Raw genomic sequence first — 19,759 nt, 5'->3', positions numbered from 1 at the left:
TCCGTGAGCCCCACTCCTCCCGAGACATTGCTGGAACTTCGCGACGTCGACTTTGGCTACGGCGACCGCCTCGTCCTGTCCAACCTGAACCTGCGCTTCGGGCGTGGGCAGGTCGTTGCGGTCATGGGCGGGTCGGGTTGCGGCAAGACGACCGTGCTGCGCCTGATCGGCGGCCTCGTGCGCGCGCGCCGCGGCCAGGTGCTGTTCGACGGCGCCGATGTCGGCACGCAATCGCGCGACGGCCTGTACGCGCTGCGCCGCAAGATGGGCATGCTGTTCCAGTTCGGCGCGTTGTTCACCGACATGTCGGTGTTCGAGAACGTCGCGTTCGCGCTGCGCGAGCACACCGACTTGCCCGACGACCTGATCCGCGACCTCGTGCTGATGAAGCTCAACGCGGTCGGGCTGCGCGGTGCGCGCGACCTGATGCCGTCCGAGGTGTCGGGCGGGATGGCGCGCCGCATCGCGCTGGCACGCGCGATCGCGCTCGATCCGCAGCTCATCATGTACGACGAGCCGTTCGCGGGCCTCGATCCGATCTCGCTCGGCATCACCGCGAACCTGATCCGCACGCTGAACCAGGCGCTGGGCGCCACGTCGATCCTCGTCACGCACGACGTGCCGGAATCGTTCGCGATCGCCGATTACGTGTATTTCCTGGCCAACGGCGGCGTGCTCGCGCAGGGTACGCCCGACGAGCTGCGCGCATCGACCGATCCGAGCGTGCGGCAGTTCATCGACGGCGCGCCGGACGGCCCGTTCAAATTTCATTACACGAGCCCGCCGCTTGCCGCGGATTTCGGGCTCGGCGGAGGGCGCGCATGATCAGCGCGATCGGACGTTACGTCATCGGCAGCCTCGAGCGCACGGGCTACGGCACGCGCCTGTTCGTGCGCCTCGTGCTGGAATTCTTCCCGCTGCTGCGCCGGCCGCGGCTCGTCACGAAGCAGATCCACTTTCTCGGCAACTATTCGTTCGTGATCATCGCCGTGTCGGGTCTGTTCGTCGGCTTCGTGCTCGGCCTGCAGGGGTATTACACGCTGAACCGCTACGGTTCCGAGCAGGCGCTCGGCCTGCTGGTCGCGCTGTCGCTCGTGCGTGAGCTCGGGCCGGTCGTCACCGCGCTGCTGTTCGCGGGCCGTGCGGGCACGTCGCTCACGGCCGAGATCGGTCTGATGAAAGCCGGCGAACAGCTCACCGCGCTCGAGATGATGGCGGTGGATCCGATCAAGAACGTGATCGCGCCGCGCATGTGGGCGGGCATCATCGCGATGCCGCTCCTCGCCGCGATCTTCAACGCGGTCGGCGTGCTCGGCGGCTACTTCGTCGGCGTCGTGCTGATCGGCGTCGATCCGGGCGCGTTCTGGTCGCAGATGCAGGGCGGCGTGCAGGTCTGGGCCGACGTCGGCAACGGCGTGCTGAAGAGCATCGTGTTCGGGTTCGCCGTGACCTTCATTGCGCTGTATCAAGGGTATGAAGCGAAGCCCACGCCCGAAGGCGTGTCGCGCGCGACCACCAAGACGGTCGTGTTCGCGTCGCTCGCCGTACTCGGCCTCGATTTCCTGCTGACCGCGCTGATGTTCAGCTAAGCCTCAGCCAAGCCAAATTTTGGGATGACGATGAAAAAGACTGCTCTCGACTTCTGGGTCGGCCTGTTCGTGGTGGTGGGCTTCCTTGCGGTGCTGTTCCTGGCGCTGAAGGTCGGCAACATGAGCTCGCTGTCGTTTCAGCCGACCTATTCGGTGAAGATGAAATTCGACAATATCGGTGGGCTGAAGCCGCGCGCGGCCGTGAAGAGCGCCGGCGTCGTGGTCGGCCGCGTGAAGTCGATCGGCTTCGACACGAACACGTATCAGGCACTTGTAACGATCGATGTCGATGGCCAGTACCCGTTCCCGAAGGATTCGTCGGCGAAGATCCTGACGTCGGGCCTGCTCGGCGAGCAATATATCGGCCTCGATCCGGGCGGCGACACCGAAATGCTGAAGTCGGGCGATACGATCACGATGACGCAATCGGCGATCGTGCTCGAGAACCTGATCGGCCAGTTCCTGTACAGCAAGGCCGCCGATGCGGGCGGGGCGAAACCTGCAGCCGGCGCACCGGCCGCACCTGCGCCGGTGGCGGTGCCGGCGTCGGCGGTGTCCGCCGCGTCCGGTTCGGCGGCCCAATAACCACGCGAGAGAAAACAAGAGGGTAATGACCATGCAGACGATCCGCATCAGGCAGGCCGCGCTGGCGGTGGCGGCAGTCGCCGCGTTGAGCGGCTGCGCGACCGTGCAGACGCCGACCAAGGGCGATCCGCTCGAAGGCTTCAACCGGACGATGTACAAGTTCAACGACACGGTCGACACGTATGCGCTGAAGCCGGTCGCGAAGGGCTACCAGTACGTGGTGCCGCAGCCGGTGCGCGACAGCGTGACGAACTTCTTCTCGAACATCGGCGACGTCTACATCGCGGCGAACAACATCGTGCAGCTGCGGATCGCGGACGGCGTCGGCGACATCATGCGGGTCGTGATCAACACGGTGTTCGGCGTCGGCGGCCTGTTCGACGTCGCGACGATCGCGAAGCTGCCGAAGCACACGGCCGACTTCGGGATCACGATGGGCCGCTACGGCATGCCGTCGGGCCCGTATCTCGTGCTGCCGCTGCTCGGCCCGAGCACGCTGCGCGACACGGCCGGCCTGGGCGTCGACTACGTCGGTAACCCGCTCACCTACGTGAAGCCGGATGGCGTGAGCTGGGGCCTGTTCGGCGTCAACCTCGTCAACACGCGTTCGAACCTGCTCGGCGCAGGCGACGTGCTGGATGCCGCGGCCCTCGACAAGTATTCGTTCGTGCGTAACGCGTACCTGCAGCGTCGCCAGATGCTGATCAGCAACGCCCGCGGCGAGGCGGCCGCGACGTCGAGCAACGACGCGCTGCCGAAGTACGACCTGCCGGAAGACGGCGCGGCACCGGCGGCAGCCGGTACGGCGGGCGGTGCAACGGCGCCGGCAGGCGCTTCGGGCGCGGCGGTGGCCGCGCCGGCTTCGGGCACGGCCGAATCGCCGAACCCGGCCAGCGAAACGAACGTGCCGGCGATGCAGGTGGCGCCGCCGTCGCCGGGCGGCTTCCGCTTCCCGAGCATCCGGCTGCACTGACGCATTTACATTCGTTACAGCCGGAAACGATTCAGTCGGTAGCGTGCGCGAACTTGCGCGTAAGCTACCTGCTCCAACCTCCGCATCGACTCATTCATGCAGGTCACTATGATGAAAAAACTGTTCCTGATCCCCGTTTTCGCGGCGCTGTTCTCGTTCGGCAGCGCAGCCCACGCGCAAGTCGACCAGTCGAACCCGCAAGCGCTGATCAAGACGGCGACGCAGCAGGTGCTCGACGAAGTCAAGCAGCAGACGATCAAGCAGGGCGACACCAACCGCATCATTACGATCGTCAACAAGGACATCCTGCCGTACACCGATTTCCGCCGCACCACGCAGCTCGCGATGGGGCGCAACTGGCGCACGGCCACGGCCGACCAGCAGCAGCAGGTCCAGGAGCAGTTCAAGCTGCTGCTGATCCGCACGTATTCGGGCGCGCTGGCGCAGCTGAAGCCGGACCAGCAGATCCAGTACCCGCCGTTCCGTGCCGATCCGGCCGATACCGATGTCGTGGTCAAGACGGTCGCGATGAACAACGGCCAGCCGGTCCAGATCGATTACCGCCTGTACAAGACGGCGAACGGCTGGAAGGTGTATGACCTGAACGTGCTCGGCGCGTGGCTGATCCAGACTTACCAGCAGCAGTTCAACGAGAAGATCCAGCAGAGCGGCGTGGACGGCCTGATCCAGTTCCTCACGCAGCGCAACCAGCAACTTGCCGCCGGCAAGCAAGCGTCGTGAGCGGCTTCGAAGCCGGCTCCTCGCTGACCGTTGCGAGCGCGAAGTCCGCGCTCGCGGACGGTCTTGCGCGCATCGGCGCGGGCGCGACCGCCGTTGATTGCGCGGCGCTGACGCAGTTCGACTCGTCCGCGCTCGCCGTGCTGCTCGCATGGCAACGTGCCGCCAAAGCGCGCGGCGCGGCCCTCGACATCCTCAATCTCCCCCCGAAGCTCGCCAGCCTCGCGCGCGCCTACGGCGTCGACGCGCTCATCGAGGGCACCGGGCGACATTGACCCTGTCCGACCGGAGCCTGCCGCGCCGCCCGGCGCGCGCACGCTCCAGGCCGCGTGCCTCCGGCACCGGCTCTACCAGCCGGTTTGCCCTATAATCAAGCGTTTTTCGGGGCAGCCAATCGGCGTCCGGCCCCCATTTTCTTTCGCAGCAAGCACAGAATAGGCGTCGCGGCCCTGGCGTCGCGCACAGTCATGTCAGCCATAGAAATCCGTCACGTCAAGAAGCGCTACAAGTCGCTTCAGGCGCTCAAGGGCGTCAGCCTGTCGGTCGAGGAAGGCGAGTTTTTCGGTCTGCTCGGCCCCAACGGCGCAGGCAAGACCACGCTCATCAGTATCCTCGCCGGGCTGGCCCGGGCCGATGAAGGCAGCATCTCGGTGCGCGGCCACGACGTCGTCAAGGACTTCCGCGGCGCGCGCCGCGCACTCGGCGTCGTACCGCAGGAGCTCGTCTTCGATCCGTTCTTCACCGTCCGCGAGACGCTGCGGATCCAGTCCGGCTATTTCGGGCTGCGCCGCAACGACGACTGGATCGACGAAGTGATGGCCAATCTTGACCTCACCGAGAAGGCCGACGCTAACATGCGCGCGCTGTCGGGCGGGATGAAGCGCCGCGTGCTGGTCGCGCAGGCACTCGTGCACCGGCCGCCCGTGATCGTGCTCGACGAACCGACCGCCGGCGTCGACGTCGAATTGCGCCAGACGCTGTGGAAATTCATCTCGCGCCTGAACCGCGAAGGCCACACGATCGTGCTGACCACGCACTACCTCGAGGAAGCCGAGTCGCTGTGCGACCGCATCGCGATGCTGCGTCGTGGCGAAGTGGTCGCGCTCGACCGCACCGACGCGCTGCTGCGCCGCTTCGCCGGGCTGCAGCTCTACCTGCGCCTCGCGGCCGGCGCCCTGCCGTCCGAGTTGCGCGGGCTGGAGTCCGACCCGGCCGCCCGCGTGCCGGGCGAGCACCTGCTGCGCCTCACGAGCTATGACGATGTCGAGCGGATCCTCGCGCAATGCCGCGCGGCGGGCTGTACGTTCGACGAGATCGAGGTCCGCAAGGCCGACCTCGAGGATGTGTTCGTCCAGGTGATGAACGGGGCCGAGGTGATCGAGGGTCTGGCATGAGCGGGTTTCAAACGCTGTTCTACAAGGAATTGCTGCGTTTCTGGAAGGTGTCGTTCCAGACGGTGCTCGCGCCCATCGTGACGGCGCTGCTGTACTTGACGATCTTCGGCCACGCGCTGTCGGGCCGCGTCGAGGTCTATCCGGGTGTCGAGTACGTGAGCTTTCTCGTACCGGGCCTCGTGATGATGAGCGTGCTGCAGAACGCGTTCGCGAACAGCTCGTCGTCGCTGATCCAGTCGAAGATCACCGGCAACCTCGTATTCGTGCTGCTGCCGCCGCTGTCGTACCGCGACATGTTCGGCGCGTACGTGCTCGCGTCCGTGGTGCGCGGCCTCGCGGTCGGTGCGGGTGTGTTCGTCGTGACGATCTGGTTTGTCCCGATGCATTTCGCGGCGCCGCTGTTCATCATGGCGTTCGCGCTGCTCGGCTCGGCGATCCTCGGCACGCTCGGCCTGATCGCCGGGATCTGGGCCGAGAAGTTCGACCAGCTCGCCGCGTTCCAGAACTTCCTGATCATGCCGCTGACGTTCCTGTCCGGCGTGTTCTATTCGACGCACTCGCTGCCGCCCGTGTGGCGCGAGATCTCGCGTCTCAATCCGTTTTTCTACATGATCGACGGCTTCCGTTTCGGGTTCTTCGGCGCGTCCGACATCAACCCGTTCGCGAGCCTCGCGATCGTCACCGGTTTCTTCGTGCTGCTCGCGCTGATCGCGATGCGGCTGCTCGCGACCGGCTACAAACTGCGTCATTGATATCGACAGGCAGCGGCCGCCTTCCGGGCGGCGCGCGCCGACAGGAGCCTTACACCATGTTGCCGACTCCCGAACAGGTCAAGCAATACATCGCCGGCGGCCTCGCCTGCACGCATCTGGAAGTCGAAGGCGACGGCCAGCATTTCTTCGCGACGATCGTGTCGGCGGCCTTCGAGGGCAAGCGGCCGATCCAGCGGCACCAGCTCGTCTACGCGGCGCTCGGCGATCGCATGAAGCAGGAAATTCACGCGCTCAGCATGAAGACGCTGACGCCCGCCGAATGGCAGAACGCATAAACGGAAATCACTGAGTGCAAGTCACCGTCAACGAGCGCGACGCCGTCCAGAGCGTCGCCACGGCACACCCGGCCGCCAACGGGGAATCGCATGGCCATGGGATGGACAAGCTCGTGATCGAAGGCGGCCACCGGCTGTCGGGCGAGATCGTCGTGTCGGGCGCGAAGAACGCCGCGCTGCCGATCCTGTGCGCGGGGCTGCTCACCGGTGATCCGGTCGAGCTCGACAACGTGCCGAATCTCAAGGACGTGCGCACGACGCTGAAGGTGCTGAACCAGATGGGCGTGAAGAGCGAGACCGACGGCTGCCGCGTGCAGCTCGACGCGTCGCGCGTCGACAACCTCGTCGCGCCGTACGAGCTCGTGAAGACGATGCGCGCGTCGATCCTCGTGCTCGGGCCGCTGCTCGCGCGTTTCGGCGAGGCGAAGGTGTCGCTGCCGGGCGGCTGCGCGATCGGTGCGCGTCCGGTCGACCAGCACATCAAGGGCCTGCAGGCGATGGGCGCCGAGATCAGCATCGAGCACGGCTTCATCGAAGCCCGCGCGAAGCGCCTGAAGGGCGCGCGCATCGTGACCGACATGATCACGGTGACCGGCACGGAAAACCTGTTGATGGCCGCGACGCTCGCCGACGGCGAGACGGTGATCGAGAACGCCGCGCGCGAGCCGGAAGTGAGCGATCTCGCACACCTGCTGGTCGCGATGGGCGCGAAAATCGACGGCATCGGCACCGACCGCCTCGTGATCCAGGGCGTCGAGCGGCTGCATGGCGCGCGCCATTCGGTGATCCCCGACCGCATCGAGGCCGGCACGTTCCTGTGCGCGGTCGCGGCGGCCGGCGGCGACGTGATGCTGACGGGCGTGCGCCCGCACATCCTCGACGCGGTGATCGACAAGCTGCGCGAAGCCGGCGTGTCGATCGAGGAAGGCGACAGCTGGCTGCGCGTGAAGATGGACCGCCGGCCGTCGGCCGTGACGATCCGCACGTCCGAATACCCGGCGTTCCCGACCGACATGCAGGCGCAGTTCATGGCCCTCAATACGGTCGCGACGGGCACCGCGCAGGTCGTCGAAACCATTTTCGAGAACCGTTTCATGCACGTGCAGGAGCTGAACCGGCTTGGCGCGAACATCACGATCGACGGCAACACCGCGCTCGTGACGGGCGTCGAGAAGCTGTCGGGCGCGAACGTGATGGCGACCGACCTGCGTGCGTCGGCGAGCCTCGTGATCGCCGGGCTGCGTGCCGATGGCGAAACGCTCGTCGACCGCATCTATCATCTGGACCGCGGCTACGACCGCATGGAAGCCAAACTGACCGCCGTCGGCGCGAACGTGCGCCGCCTCTCCGGGAGCCAAGCATGAGCGCGCCGCTGACCCTTGCCCTGTCGAAGGGCCGGATTTTCGAGGAAACCCTGCCGCTGCTGGCCGCGGCGGGCGTGCAGGTCACCGAGGATCCGGAAACGTCGCGCAAGCTGATCCTGCCGACGACGAACCCCGACCTGCGCGTGATCATCGTGCGCGCAAGCGACGTGCCGACCTATGTCGAGTACGGCGCGGCCGATTTCGGCGTGGCCGGCAAGGACGTGCTGGTCGAGCACGGCGGTTCGGGCCTGTACCAGCCGATCGATCTGAACATTGCGCGCTGCCGGATGTCGGTGGCCGTGTCGGCCGGTTTCGACTATGCGAGCGCCGTGCGCCAGGGCGCGCGGCTGCGCGTCGCGACGAAGTACGTCGAAACGGCGCGCGAACACTTTGCCGCGAAGGGCGTGCACGTCGACCTGATCAAGCTGTACGGCTCGATGGAACTTGCGCCGCTGGTCGGGCTGGCCGACGCGATCGTCGACCTCGTCAGCTCGGGCGGCACGCTGAAGGCGAACAATCTGGTCGAGGTCGAGGAGATCATGGCGATCTCGTCGCGCCTTGTCGTGAACCAGGCTGCGCTGAAATTGAAGCGCACGGCACTCAAGCCGATCCTCGACGCGTTCGAACGCGCGTCGCAGAATGGCGGTTGAGCGCATCACCGTAACGGAACTCCCATGTCCATCACCATCCGCAAGCTTGATTCGACGAGCGAAGGCTTCGGCGCCGAGCTGCGCGCGCTGCTCGCATTCGAGGCGAGCGAAGACGCGGCGATCGAGCAATCGGTCGCGCAGATCCTCGCCGACGTGAAATCGCGCGGCGACGCCGCGGTGCTCGAGTACACGAACCGCTTCGACCGGCTGAGCGCGAACAGCGTCGCCGCGCTGGAGCTGCCGCAGGACGCGCTGCAGACGGCGCTCGACGGCCTCGCGCCGAAGGCGCGCGCGGCGCTGGAAGCGGCTGCAGCGCGCGTGCGCGCGTACCACGAGAAGCAGAAGATCGAGTGCGGCACGCATAGCTGGCAGTACACGGAAAGCGACGGCACGGTGCTCGGCCAGAAGGTCACGCCGCTCGACCGCGTGGGCCTGTACGTGCCGGGCGGCAAGGCCGCGTACCCGTCGTCGGTGCTGATGAACGCGATTCCCGCGCGCGTCGCGGGCGTCGGCGAGATCGTGATGGTCGTGCCGACGCCGGATGGCGTGAAGAACGACCTCGTGCTCGCCGCGGCGCTGCTCGGCGGCGTCGATCGCGTGTTCACGATCGGCGGTGCGCAGGCGGTCGGCGCGCTCGCATACGGCACGGCGACGGTGCCGGCGGTCGACAAGATCTGCGGCCCCGGCAACGCTTACGTCGCATCGGCGAAGCGCCGCGTGTTCGGCACGGTCGGCATCGACATGATCGCCGGGCCGTCGGAAATCCTCGTGCTGTGCGATGGCACGACCGATCCGAACTGGGTCGCGATGGACCTGTTCTCGCAGGCCGAGCACGACGAACTCGCGCAATCGATCCTGCTGTGCCCGGACGGTGCGTTCCTCGAGCGGGTCGAAAAGGCGATCCATGAGCTGCTGCCGTCGATGCCGCGCCAGGACGTGATCCGCGCGTCGCTCGAAGGCCGCGGCGCGCTGATCAAGGTGCGCGACATGGCCGAAGCCTGCCGGATCGCGAACGACATCGCGCCCGAGCACCTGGAAATTTCCGCGCTGGAGCCGCAGCAATGGGGCCAGCAGATCCGCCATGCGGGCGCGATCTTCCTCGGCCGCTACACGAGCGAGAGCCTGGGTGACTACTGCGCGGGCCCGAACCACGTGCTGCCGACGTCGCGCACCGCGCGTTTCTCGTCGCCGCTCGGCGTGTACGACTTCATCAAGCGCTCGAGCCTGATCGAGGTCAGCGCGGAAGGCGCGCAGACGCTCGGCGAGATCGCATCCGAGCTCGCGTACGGCGAAGGGCTGCAGGCGCACGCGAGGAGCGCCGAGTTCCGGATGAAGAACTGACCACACGTTGTGCGGGGCCGCCGGCTGGCGCCGATGCGCCGCCCGGCCTGCCCCTGAAGGCCGGGGCTGGAGACACCGGTGCAGGGCGGCAGCCGCCGCTCTGCCGACCCATTGACGCCGGCGCGACGCACGCCGGCTTGAGACCATGACGACGCCACAAGACATCATCCGCCGCGACGTACTCGCGATGACGAGCTATCCGGTGCCGGACGCGAGCGGGTTCGTGAAACTCGACGCGATGGAGAACCCGTACCCGCTGCCCGAACCGCTCGCCGCGGCGCTCGGCGAGCGTCTCGCGCAGGTCGCGCTGAACCGCTACCCGGCGCCGCGCCCGGCCGCGCTGCTCGACAAGCTGCGTCACGCGATGGGCGTGCCGGCCGGCTGCGACGTGCTGCTCGGCAACGGCTCGGACGAAATCATCAGCATGATGTCGGTGGCCTGTGCGAAGCCGGGCGCGAAGGTGCTCGCGCCGGTGCCTGGCTTCGTGATGTACGAGCTGTCCGCGAAGCTCGCGCAGCTCGAATTCGTCGGCGTGCCGCTGAAGGCCGACCTGACGCTCGACGTCGACGCGATGCTCACGGCGATCGCCGAGCATCGTCCGGCGATCGTCTATCTCGCCTACCCGAACAATCCGACCGGCACGCTATACGACGATGCCGACATCGAACGGATCGTCGCGGCCGCGCGGCACAGCCTGATCGTGATCGACGAGGCGTACCAGCCGTTCGCCGTTCGCTCGTGGCTGCCACGTGCCGCCGAATTCGACAATGTCGTCGTGATGCGCACGGTGTCGAAGCTCGGCCTCGCTGGCATCCGTCTCGGCTACCTGGTCGGTTCGCCCGCGTGGCTGACCGAATTCGACAAGGTGCGCCCGCCGTACAACATCAACGTGCTGACCCAGGCGACCGCCGATTTCCTGCTCGACCACCTCGACGTGCTCGACGCGCAGGCGGCCGATCTGCGTGCGGAGCGCACGCGTCTCGCACAGGAAGTGGCCGCGCTGCCGGGCGCGACGGTGTTCCCGAGCGCGGGCAATTTCCTGCTGGTGCGCGTGCCGGACGCGGCTGCCGTGTTCGACGCGCTGCTCACCGAGCGGGTTTTGATCAAAAACGTGAGTAAAATGCATCCGTTGCTCGCTGAATGCGTGCGGCTGACCGTCGGTTCTCCCGACGAAAACGCGCGCCTGCTGGCCGCTTTGAAACTCGCGCTGCCAGGTTGAGCCTCTGGGGGCCGCAGCGCGAAACGATCAATCCCCATTTACATCGACTCAGTCAAGGAATTGCCATGCGTGTGGCGGAAGTCGTTCGCAATACCAGCGAAACGCAGATCCGTGTGAAGCTCAATCTCGACGGCACGGGCCAGCAGAAGCTGGCCACCGGCGTGCCGTTCCTCGACCATATGCTCGACCAGATCGCTCGACACGGTCTGGTCGATCTCGAGGTTGAAGCGCATGGCGATACGCATATCGACGACCACCACACGGTCGAGGATGTCGGCATCACGCTCGGGCAGGCCGTCGCGAAGGCGATCGGCGACCGCAAGGGCATCCGCCGCTACGGCCATTCGTACGTGCCGCTCGACGAGGCGCTGTCGCGCGTCGTGATCGACTTCTCGGGCCGGCCGGGCCTCGAATTCCACGTGCCGTTCACGCGGGCGCGGATCGGCACGTTCGACGTCGACCTGTCGATCGAATTCTTCCGCGGTTTCGTGAACCACGCGGGCGTCACGCTGCACATCGACAACCTGCGCGGGATCAACGCGCACCATCAGCTTGAAACGGTGTTCAAGGCCTTCGGCCGTGCGCTGCGCGCGGCGGTGGAACTGGACGAGCGTGCGGCGGGGCAGATCCCGTCGACGAAGGGCAGTCTCTGAACCTGAACTGACCGGACGGAGCGTCAAGGACAACCTCACGGCTTCGGCGTGCCGCGCCGGCTTGCGATGGATCTGCTCAAATCGTTCATTTCGCTGCTCGCGCTGATCAATCCGGTCGGTGCCGTGCCGTTCTTCCTGAGCCTGACGGCGCAGCAGACGGATGTCGAGCGGCGGCGTACGATCCGGATCGCGTCGGTGTCGGTGTTCTGCGTGATCACGGTGACGACGCTGCTCGGGCAGCAGATCATCGGCTTCTTCGGCATTTCGGTCGGGTCGCTCGAAGTGGGCGGCGGGATCATCATGCTGCTGATGGCGATCAACATGCTGAACGCGCAGATCGGCAACACGCGATCGACGCCGGAGGAGCGCCACGAGGCCGAGCTGAAGGACAACATCGCGGTCGTGCCGCTGGCGATTCCGCTGCTCACGGGCCCTGGCTCGATCAGCACGGTGATCATCTATGCGGCGAACTCGCATCACTGGTATGAGCGGGCCGGGCTGGTCGCGATCGGCGCGGCCCTGGCTTTTCTGTGTTTCGTCGCGATGCGGCTCGCCGAGCCGATCGCGGCCTGGATTGGCCGCACGGGCATCAACATCGCCACGCGGCTGATGGGTCTGATGCTGTCGGCGCTGGCGGTGGAATTCATCGTCAATGGACTGAGGGCGCTACTGCCTGCACTGAGATGAAAACTTCGATTGCGATTGTGGATTATGGGATGGGCAACCTGCGCTCGGTCGCGCAGGCGCTCAAGAAGGCCGAGCCGGCCGCCGACGTGGCGATCGTCGATACGCCGGCCGCGATCCGCGCGGCCGATCGGGTCGTGCTGCCCGGCCAGGGCGCGATGCCCGACTGCATGCGCAGCCTCGGCGAATCGGGCCTGCAGGAGGCCGTGATCGAGGCCTCGCGCACGAAGCCGCTGCTCGGCGTGTGCGTCGGCGAGCAGATGCTGTTCGACTGGAGCGCGGAAGGCGACACGAAAGGCCTCGGCCTGTTGCCCGGCAAGGTCGTGCGTTTCGAGCTCGACGGCCGCCTGCAGGACGACGGCTCGCGCTTCAAGGTGCCGCAGATGGGCTGGAACCGCGTGCGCCAGTCGCAGCCGCACCCGCTGTGGGACGGCGTGCCCGACGACGCGTATTTCTACTTCGTTCACAGCTATTACGTGACGCCGGACAACCCGGCCCATACGGTTGGCGAAACGGTCTACGGTGCGCCGTTTACGTCCGCGGTCGCGCGGGACAACCTCTTCGCGACCCAGTTCCACCCCGAGAAAAGCGCGGAGGTCGGGTTGCGTCTGTATCGCAACTTCGTACACTGGAAGCCGTGAACGTCGCGTGCATGCCACAGTCGGCGGGCCGCAGAGGCCCGTCTTGCGCGGCTGGCGCGCCTAGGCGCCGAAAGAGTTGTACTAAACTAGCGAGACGGCGCGGTACCGGGTTAGCCGGTACGCGCCGGATTCTTTTCTTCTTCCACGACGATACCCGATTGCTATGTTGCTGATTCCGGCCATCGATCTCAAAGACGGTCAGTGTGTGCGCCTCAAACAGGGCGACATGGACCAGGCCACGATTTTCTCCGAGGACCCCGCGGCGATGGCTCGCAAGTGGGTCGATCTCGGCGCCCGGCGGCTCCATCTGGTCGACCTGAACGGCGCGTTCGCCGGCAAGCCGAAGAATCTCGAGGCGATCGAAGCGATCCTCGACGAAGTCGGCGATGAAATCCCCGTCCAGCTCGGCGGCGGCATCCGCAGCCTCGAGACGATCGAGAAGTATCTCGACGCGGGCCTGTCCTACGTGATCATCGGCACGGCGGCCGTGAAGAACCCGGGCTTCCTGCAGGACGCGTGCACCGCGTTCTCCGGCAACATCATCGTCGGGCTGGACGCGAAGGACGGCAAGGTCGCGACCGACGGCTGGAGCAAGCTGACCGGCCACGAAGTGATCGATCTCGCGCGCAAGTTCGAGGACTACGGCGTCGAGTCGATCGTCTACACGGACATCGGCCGCGACGGGATGCTGCAGGGCATCAACATCGAGGCGACCGTGAAGCTCGCGCAGGCGGTCGGGATCCCGGTGATCGCGAGCGGCGGCCTGTCGAACCTCACGGACATCGAGAATCTGTGCGAAGTGGAAGAGCACGGCGTCGAGGGCGTGATCTGCGGCCGTGCGATCTACTCCGGCGATCTCGATTTCGCGGCCGCGCAAAAACGCGCGGACGAACTGAACGGCGAACTCGACAACGCGTAAGCGCGGTTGTCCCGTTCGCCGGGGCTGCCTGCAGGCGGCCCCGACCGGAAGCCTCGCGCGAGGCTTCCGCAACCGGCCGTCCCAGCGCGGCATTTGGCGCAACATCATGGCTCTAGCTAAACGCATCATCCCCTGCCTGGACGTGACCGCCGGGCGTGTCGTCAAGGGCGTCAATTTCGTCGAGCTGCGCGATGCGGGCGACCCCGTCGAGATCGCCCGCCGTTACGACGACCAGGGCGCCGACGAACTGACGTTCCTCGACATCACCGCGACGTCCGACCAGCGCGACCTGATCCTGCCGATCATCGAAGCGGTGGCGTCGCAGGTGTTCATTCCGCTGACCGTCGGCGGCGGCGTGCGTGCCGTCGAGGACGTGCGGCGCCTGCTGAACGCGGGCGCGGACAAAGTCAGCATGAATTCGTCGGCGGTCGCGAACCCGCAGCTCGTGCGCGACGCGGCCGACAAGTACGGCTCGCAGTGCATCGTCGTCGCGATCGACGCGAAGCGCGTGTCGGCCGACGGCGAGACGCCGCGCTGGGAGGTCTTCACGCACGGCGGCCGCAAGAACACGGGCCTCGACGCGATCGAATGGGCGCGCAAGATGGCCGAGCTCGGCGCGGGCGAGATCCTGCTCACAAGCATGGATCGCGACGGCACCAAGTCGGGCTTCGACCTCGCGCTCACGCGCGGCGTGTCGGACGCGGTGCCGGTGCCGGTGATCGCATCGGGCGGGGTCGGCTCGCTGCAGCACCTGGCCGACGGCATCAAGGACGGCCGCGCCGATGCGGTGCTGGCCGCGAGTATCTTCCACTACGGCGAGCACACGGTTGGCGAGGCGAAGCGCTTCATGGCCGACCAGGGCATCCCGGTGAGGCTGTGATGAATACGGAAACGAATGCATTGCCCGCGTGGCTCGACAAGGTCCGCTGGGACGACAACGGCCTCGTGCCGGTGATCGCGCAGGAAGCGTCGACGAACGACGTGCTGATGTTCGCGTGGATGAACCGCGAGGCACTGGCGAAGACGATCGAGACGCAGCGCGCGGTCTACTATTCGCGCTCGCGCAAGCGCCTGTGGTTCAAGGGCGAGGAGTCGGGCCACGTGCAGCACGTGCACGAGGTGCGGCTCGACTGCGACGAGGATGTCGTGCTGCTGAAGGTCGAGCAGGTGTCGGGCATCGCGTGCCACACCGGCCGGCATTCGTGCTTCTTCCAGAAATTCGAGGGCACCGTCGACAACGGCGACTGGGTCGCGGTCGAACCGGTGCTGAAAGATCCCGAACACATCTACAAATGACGCAATCGACCGAAGACACGCTGCTGCGCCTCGCGGCCGTGATCGACAGCCGCAAGGGCGGCGATCCCGATCAATCGTACGTATCGCGCCTGTTCCACAAGGGCGACGACGCGGTGCTGAAGAAGATCGGCGAAGAGGCGACGGAAGTCGTGCTGGCCGCGAAGGACGTGCGCCAGGGCGGCGCGCCGACCGCGCTCGTCGGCGAGGTGGCCGATCTGTGGTTCCATTGCCTCGTGATGCTGTCGCATTTCGACTTGAGCCCGGCCGACGTGATCGCCGAGCTCGAGCGCCGCGAAGGGCTGTCGGGCATCGAAGAGAAGGCCCTGCGCAAGCGTCGCGAGCGCGAGGAAAACGGCGGGTGACAGGCCGTTGTCGCGGGATGGCCACAGTGCGGTAAGCTGTAAGAATTGTCATCTAACGGGGGTAGCATCATGACCGATACGCCAAGCCAGTTTCCGCCGCCGTCGGTGCCGGGGGCCGCGGACGCCGAGCGCCTGAACGGGCTGCGCACGCTGACTCACGTGCTCTATGGCCTCTATGCGTTTCATTGGCTGACGGGCGGCGTCACGGGCATCATCGCGATCATCATCAACTACGTGAAGCGCGACGATGTGGCCGGCACGCCGTATGCGGCCCACTTCGAGTGGCAGATCCGCACGTTCTGGCGCGCGCTGATCGCGTACGTGATCGGGTTCGCGCTGATGTTCGTGGTGATCGGATTCGCAGTGATGTTTGTCACATGGATCTGGACGCTGTACCGTATCATCAAGGGTTGGCTGTACCTGAACGACAACAAGCCGCTCGATCCGCAAGCCTGGTTCTGACCGGCCGCGGGCGGGCGTGTGCAGGAGCAACATGAGTCACGATCCGAATTGCCTGTTCTGCAAGATCGCGGCAGGCGAGATCCCGAGCACGAAGGTGCACGAGGACGACGAATTCGTCGCGTTCCGCGACATCCGCCCGGCGGCCGAGACGCACGTGCTCGTGATTCCGCGCCAGCATCTGCCGACGCTGTCGGCGGCGAGCGACGCCGATGCACCGATGCTCGGCCGGCTGATGCTGCTCGTGTCGCGTCTCGCCAACCAGCTCGGCGTCGCGTATACGGGGGGCGAAACCGGTTTCCGTACGGTGATCAACACGGGCCCGGGCGGCGGGCAGGAGGTCTACCACCTGCACGCACATATCCTGGCCGGCCCGCGCCCCTGGCAGCGGATGGGTTGACGGCGCGGGGCGTTGCCCCGCATCGATAGTCGAAGCCGGCGCGTTGCCGGCGATTTGCGCCGCGTAGCGGCGTGGTTGAGGAGAGGTTTCATCATGGGTGGATTGAGCATTTGGCACTGGCTGATCGTGCTGCTGATCGTCGCGCTGGTTTTCGGTACGAAGAAGCTGCGCAACATCGGCAACGATCTCGGCAGCGCCGTGAAGGGTTTCAAGGACGGCATGAAGGACGGCGAAGCGCCGGCGGACGCGCAGCAACTGCCGCGCTCGGGCTCGGTCGACGTCAACGCGAAGGAAACGACGCGTTCCGACTCGAACAAGGCGTAACGCCGGCACGCTGACAGGCATTCGCGATGCTGGATCTCGGTCTTTCGAAGATGGCGCTGATCGGCGTCGTCGCGCTCGTGGTGCTCGGCCCCGAGCGCTTGCCGCGCGTTGCGCGCACGGCAGGCGCGCTGTTCGGCCGTGCGCAGCGGTACATCAACGACGTGAAGGCCGAGGTCTCGCGCGAAATCGAACTCGACGCGCTGCGGACGATGAAGACCGATTTCGAGGCGGCCGCGCGCAATGTCGAGACGACGATTCACGACAACCTGCGTGAGCACGAGAAGGAACTGAACGACACGTGGCATTCCGCGGTCGGCGGTCTTGACGAAGCGGCGGGCGGCGCCGGTTCGTACGGTTCCGACACGCCCGCCGCGCCGTCGTGGCGCGGCAGTACGGCCGCGCTCGCGCCGAAGCGCCGCAACTGGCGCGTCAAGCAGGCGGCTGCGCCTGTCTGGTACAAGCGCGCGACCACCCGCCGTACGCACGTGCAGTCGGGCGCCGCCCGTGTCGCGCGCCACCAGCCGGCCAGCCTGCGCCGGCCGACGCGCTTCTTCTGAGCCGAGCGCATGCTCGCTCGTCAATCCTACCGAGGGCCGGTGTGAGCGACCCCCAGCAGAACCCGGGCGACGCCCCGGAAGAAACCTTCATTTCCCATCTCGTCGAGCTTCGCGATCGCATCATTCGCGCGGGGGCGGCCGTGATCGTCGTGTTCCTCGGGCTCGTCTACTGGGCGCCCGACATCTTCCGGCTGCTCGCGCGGCCGCTGATGCAGAACCTGCCGAAGGACGGCAAGATGATCGTCACCGACGTCACCGGCTCGTTCTTCGTGCCGATGAAGGTCACGATGCTCGTCGCGCTCGTGATCGCGCTGCCGATCGTGCTTTACCAGATCTGGGCGTTCGTCGCGCCGGGGCTGTACCAGCACGAAAAGAAGCTCGTCGCGCCGCTCGTCGGTAGCAGCTATTTCCTGTTCCTGTGCGGGATGGCGTTCGCGTATTTCCTCGTGTTCCCGACGATCTTCCGCGTGATGGCGCACTACAACGCGCCGCTCGGAGCGGAAATGACAACCGACATCGATAACTACCTGAGCTTCGTGCTAGGGATGTTCATCGCGTTCGGGGTCACGTTCGAAGTGCCGATCGTCGTCGTGCTGCTCGTCCGGATGGGCGTGCTGTCGCTGAAGAAGCTGAAGGAGATGCGGCCGTACGTGATCGTCGGCGCGTTCGTCGTCGCAGCGGTCGTCACGCCGCCGGACGTGTTCTCGCAACTGATGCTCGCATTGCCGCTGGTCGTGCTGTTCGAGATCGGGCTGCTGGCTGCGCGGTTCTTCGTGCCGAAGAAGCCGGCCGAGGAAGGCGAGGCGGGGAACGGCGAAGCCGCCAGTTGAAGGCTGCGCGCCGGGCGGTGTGCGGCGGCCGGGCTTCCGGCGGCGTCAGGCCCGAACGAAGCCCGGGGCGCAGTTGGTCGGAAAGCGGATGGCGAGGCCATCTTCCCGGCAACGAGGGTCTTTCGATACAAAGCAAAAGGGCAGCCAGCCGGCTGCCCTTTTTCATTTCCGACGGCGTCCGGCACGCGGCCGTGCGCCACATGCCTGACGTCACTCGGTATCGCTGTCCTGCTCGTCGAGCGTCTGCTTCGGCGGCGGCGGGCGCTTGCCGATCACGACGTTCACGTCGAACTCCTTGCCCTTGCGCACGACGTGCACCTTGGTCGGCGTGCCCGGCTTGATCTGCGCGACGGTGTTCAGCAGTTTCGTGGTGTCGGTGATCTCGTCGCCGTTGACCGAGACCAGGATGTCGCCCGGCTTGATACCGGCCTTGTCCGCCGGGCCGCCTTGCAGCACGCCGGCGACGATTGCGCCCGATTTCTGCGAGAGACCGAACGATTCGGCGATCTCCGGCGTGACGTCCTGCGGCTCGACGCCGATCCAGCCGCGCGTGACCGAGCCCGTCGTGATGATGCTTTCCAGCACCGTGCGCGCGGTCGACACGGGGATCGCGAAGCCGATGCCGAGCGAGCCGCCCGAACGCGAGTAGATCGCCGTGTTGATGCCGAGCAGGTTGCCGTTGACGTCGACCAGCGCGCCGCCCGAGTTGCCGGGGTTGATCGGCGCGTCGGTCTGGATGAAGTTCTCGAACGTGTTGATACCGAGGTGGTTGCGGCCCAGCGCGCTGATGATCCCCATCGTGACCGTCTGGCCGACGCCGAACGGGTTGCCGATCGCGAGCACGACGTCGCCGACCCGCGATTGGTCGGAGCGGCCGAGCGTGATCGTCGGCAGGTTCGTCATGTTGATTTTCAGCACGGCGAGATCGGTTTCGGGATCGCTGCCGATCACCTTCGCGGTGGCCGTGCGGCCGTCGGCGAGCGCGACTTCGATCTGGTCGGCGCCGTCCACGACGTGCTGGTTCGTTAGAATGTAACCTTCAGGGCTCACGATAACGCCCGAGCCAAGGTTGGCGGCCGGTTCGTCCTGCTGCTTGCGTGCGTTGCGGTCGCCGAAGAAGTAGCGGAACAGCGGATCTTTCGCGCGTGGGTCGGGGGGCAGCGAGCCGTCCTTGCTGGAGAAGACGTTGACGACGGCCGGCATCGCCTTCTGCGCGGCTTCGGCGTACGACGTGGTCGCCGGCGCGCCGCCGATGCCCGGCGCGACTTCCCGCAGCGCAACGATCGGCGTGGCGAGCTGCTTGCCGAGCTGTCCTTGCCGTTGCAGCCATTGCGGCTTGAGCGTCACGACGATGAACATCAGCGCGAGCAGCACGGTAACCGCCTGCGCGAAGAACAGCCAGAAGCGTCTAAGCATCTGAATGGATTAGAGGTTTATATGGATCGGATCGAACTTGAATTGTACTTGAACAATACCCTTGAAACCGCGCGCTTCAAGGACTATTGCCCGAATGGCCTCCAGGTCGAGGGGCGCCGCAAGATCGAGAAGATCGCCACCGGCGTAACGGCGTCGCTCGCGTTCCTCGAAGCCGCGCTCGAATGGGGGGCCGATGCCGTGCTCGTCCATCACGGCTATTTCTGGCGTAAGGTAGCTGTATCGCCTTATAAATCAACAACTTACGGTTAATTTTGGGCAGTTGGGCAATTCATTGGGCAAATTGGTAGGTTTTTGGC

Annotated in this window: 26 protein-coding genes and 1 pseudogene; 26 read left to right on the top strand and 1 reads right to left on the bottom strand. The window is 66.2% G+C overall.

All coding sequences use genetic code 11. From position 1 onward, the window contains the following. The first annotated feature begins 3 nt into the window (after window positions 1-3). From HWX39_RS34290 to tatC, 25 genes are all read left to right on the top strand, one after another. Window positions 4-825: an ABC transporter ATP-binding protein gene (locus tag HWX39_RS34290; protein WP_175971979.1), complete on the top strand. Its 822-nt coding sequence runs from the start codon at window positions 4-6 to the stop codon at window positions 823-825. Continuing rightward, entirely contained in the window at window positions 822-1,589 is a 768-nt protein-coding gene (mlaE, locus tag HWX39_RS34285) for a lipid asymmetry maintenance ABC transporter permease subunit MlaE (protein WP_175971978.1), read from the top strand. Before HWX39_RS34290 ends, mlaE begins: the two co-directional genes overlap by 4 nt. 24 nt (window positions 1,590-1,613) lie before the next feature. Continuing rightward, window positions 1,614-2,174 (top strand): outer membrane lipid asymmetry maintenance protein MlaD, encoded by a 561-nt coding sequence (mlaD, locus tag HWX39_RS34280; RefSeq protein ID WP_175971977.1) that lies wholly within the window; start codon window positions 1,614-1,616, stop codon window positions 2,172-2,174. A 31-nt stretch (window positions 2,175-2,205) separates the two neighbouring features. Continuing rightward, the gene (locus HWX39_RS34275) at window positions 2,206-3,147 is read left to right on the top strand and encodes a VacJ family lipoprotein (RefSeq protein WP_175972009.1); all 942 of its coding nucleotides are present in this window, start codon (window positions 2,206-2,208) and stop codon (window positions 3,145-3,147) included. 111 nt (window positions 3,148-3,258) lie between these two features. Then, window positions 3,259-3,888, top strand: coding sequence for an ABC transporter substrate-binding protein (locus HWX39_RS34270; protein WP_175971976.1), 630 nt, complete (start codon window positions 3,259-3,261; stop codon window positions 3,886-3,888). Continuing rightward, entirely contained in the window at window positions 3,885-4,160 is a 276-nt protein-coding gene (locus tag HWX39_RS34265) for an STAS domain-containing protein (protein ID WP_069746552.1), read from the top strand. Before HWX39_RS34270 ends, HWX39_RS34265 begins: the two co-directional genes overlap by 4 nt. Window positions 4,161-4,352: 192 nt before the next feature. Then, window positions 4,353-5,279 (top strand): ABC transporter ATP-binding protein, encoded by a 927-nt coding sequence (locus HWX39_RS34260; protein ID WP_175971975.1) that lies wholly within the window; start codon window positions 4,353-4,355, stop codon window positions 5,277-5,279. Then, complete coding sequence (locus HWX39_RS34255) at window positions 5,276-6,031, top strand: ABC transporter permease (RefSeq protein WP_175971974.1); 756 nt, start codon at window positions 5,276-5,278, stop codon at window positions 6,029-6,031. The genes HWX39_RS34260 and HWX39_RS34255 overlap by 4 nt, the downstream gene beginning before the upstream one ends. A 56-nt stretch (window positions 6,032-6,087) precedes the next feature. Beyond that, window positions 6,088-6,327: a BolA family protein gene (locus HWX39_RS34250; protein WP_006477131.1), complete on the top strand. Its 240-nt coding sequence runs from the start codon at window positions 6,088-6,090 to the stop codon at window positions 6,325-6,327. Window positions 6,328-6,341: 14 nt separating this feature from the next. Further along, on the top strand, window positions 6,342-7,691 hold the full coding sequence (gene murA / locus HWX39_RS34245; RefSeq protein WP_175971973.1) for a UDP-N-acetylglucosamine 1-carboxyvinyltransferase: 1,350 nt from the start codon (window positions 6,342-6,344) through the stop codon (window positions 7,689-7,691). Next, window positions 7,688-8,341 carry an ATP phosphoribosyltransferase gene (gene hisG, locus HWX39_RS34240; protein WP_175957873.1) on the top strand — a complete coding sequence of 218 codons (654 nt, stop codon included), beginning with the start codon at window positions 7,688-7,690 and terminating at the stop codon, window positions 8,339-8,341. Before murA ends, hisG begins: the two co-directional genes overlap by 4 nt. A 24-nt stretch (window positions 8,342-8,365) precedes the next feature. Then, window positions 8,366-9,682 carry a histidinol dehydrogenase gene (gene hisD / locus HWX39_RS34235; RefSeq protein ID WP_175971972.1) on the top strand — a complete coding sequence of 439 codons (1,317 nt, stop codon included), beginning with the start codon at window positions 8,366-8,368 and terminating at the stop codon, window positions 9,680-9,682. A 145-nt stretch (window positions 9,683-9,827) separates the two neighbouring features. Next, a complete protein-coding gene (hisC, locus tag HWX39_RS34230) occupies window positions 9,828-10,901 on the top strand; it encodes a histidinol-phosphate transaminase (RefSeq protein WP_175971971.1) in 1,074 nt (357 codons plus the stop codon). 65 nt (window positions 10,902-10,966) lie between these two features. Then, entirely contained in the window at window positions 10,967-11,554 is a 588-nt protein-coding gene (gene hisB, locus HWX39_RS34225; RefSeq protein WP_011350728.1) for an imidazoleglycerol-phosphate dehydratase HisB, read from the top strand. Between the two features lie 66 nt (window positions 11,555-11,620). Further along, the gene (locus HWX39_RS34220) at window positions 11,621-12,241 is read left to right on the top strand and encodes a MarC family protein (RefSeq protein WP_175971970.1); all 621 of its coding nucleotides are present in this window, start codon (window positions 11,621-11,623) and stop codon (window positions 12,239-12,241) included. Beyond that, complete coding sequence (gene hisH / locus HWX39_RS34215) at window positions 12,238-12,879, top strand: imidazole glycerol phosphate synthase subunit HisH (protein WP_175971969.1); 642 nt, start codon at window positions 12,238-12,240, stop codon at window positions 12,877-12,879. The genes HWX39_RS34220 and hisH overlap by 4 nt, the downstream gene beginning before the upstream one ends. A 163-nt stretch (window positions 12,880-13,042) precedes the next feature. Continuing rightward, complete coding sequence (hisA, locus tag HWX39_RS34210) at window positions 13,043-13,798, top strand: 1-(5-phosphoribosyl)-5-[(5-phosphoribosylamino)methylideneamino]imidazole-4-carboxamide isomerase (protein WP_039366646.1); 756 nt, start codon at window positions 13,043-13,045, stop codon at window positions 13,796-13,798. A gap of 106 nt (window positions 13,799-13,904) precedes the next feature. Continuing rightward, window positions 13,905-14,678, top strand: a complete 774-nt coding sequence (gene hisF, locus HWX39_RS34205) for an imidazole glycerol phosphate synthase subunit HisF (protein ID WP_011350732.1) — start codon at window positions 13,905-13,907, stop codon at window positions 14,676-14,678. After that, a complete protein-coding gene (gene hisI, locus HWX39_RS34200; protein ID WP_011350733.1) occupies window positions 14,678-15,094 on the top strand; it encodes a phosphoribosyl-AMP cyclohydrolase in 417 nt (138 codons plus the stop codon). The genes hisF and hisI overlap by 1 nt, the downstream gene beginning before the upstream one ends. After that, entirely contained in the window at window positions 15,091-15,456 is a 366-nt protein-coding gene (locus HWX39_RS34195; protein WP_006485344.1) for a phosphoribosyl-ATP diphosphatase, read from the top strand. The genes hisI and HWX39_RS34195 overlap by 4 nt, the downstream gene beginning before the upstream one ends. A 69-nt stretch (window positions 15,457-15,525) precedes the next feature. Then, window positions 15,526-15,918 (top strand): membrane protein, encoded by a 393-nt coding sequence (locus HWX39_RS34190; RefSeq protein WP_011350734.1) that lies wholly within the window; start codon window positions 15,526-15,528, stop codon window positions 15,916-15,918. A 31-nt stretch (window positions 15,919-15,949) separates the two neighbouring features. Further along, a complete protein-coding gene (locus HWX39_RS34185) occupies window positions 15,950-16,315 on the top strand; it encodes a histidine triad nucleotide-binding protein (RefSeq protein ID WP_175971968.1) in 366 nt (121 codons plus the stop codon). Between the two features lie 93 nt (window positions 16,316-16,408). Next, complete coding sequence (gene tatA / locus HWX39_RS34180; RefSeq protein WP_021161850.1) at window positions 16,409-16,639, top strand: Sec-independent protein translocase subunit TatA; 231 nt, start codon at window positions 16,409-16,411, stop codon at window positions 16,637-16,639. Window positions 16,640-16,665: 26 nt separating this feature from the next. Beyond that, window positions 16,666-17,196 carry a Sec-independent protein translocase protein TatB gene (tatB, locus tag HWX39_RS34175; RefSeq protein WP_175971967.1) on the top strand — a complete coding sequence of 177 codons (531 nt, stop codon included), beginning with the start codon at window positions 16,666-16,668 and terminating at the stop codon, window positions 17,194-17,196. A 41-nt stretch (window positions 17,197-17,237) separates the two neighbouring features. Continuing rightward, window positions 17,238-18,026 (top strand): twin-arginine translocase subunit TatC, encoded by a 789-nt coding sequence (gene tatC, locus HWX39_RS34170; protein ID WP_175971966.1) that lies wholly within the window; start codon window positions 17,238-17,240, stop codon window positions 18,024-18,026. Window positions 18,027-18,236: 210 nt separating this feature from the next. Here tatC and HWX39_RS34165 read toward each other — a convergent pair whose 3' ends face one another. Next, on the bottom strand, window positions 18,237-19,442 hold the full coding sequence (locus tag HWX39_RS34165; protein ID WP_043191754.1) for a Do family serine endopeptidase: 1,206 nt from the start codon (window positions 19,440-19,442) through the stop codon (window positions 18,237-18,239). On the opposite strand from HWX39_RS34165, the pseudogene HWX39_RS36525 reads away from it, so the two are divergent. After that, window positions 19,347-19,670: pseudogene (locus tag HWX39_RS36525) on the top strand (Nif3-like dinuclear metal center hexameric protein); the annotation flags it as partial. The gene HWX39_RS34165 and the pseudogene HWX39_RS36525 sit on opposite strands and share 96 nt — an antisense overlap. Window positions 19,671-19,759 lie beyond the last annotated feature (89 nt).

The organism is Burkholderia sp. BCC0322 (genome assembly GCF_902833045.1).
Classification (GTDB): Bacteria; Pseudomonadota; Gammaproteobacteria; order Burkholderiales; family Burkholderiaceae; genus Burkholderia.
This window is presented reverse-complemented; position numbering and strand designations above follow the sequence as displayed.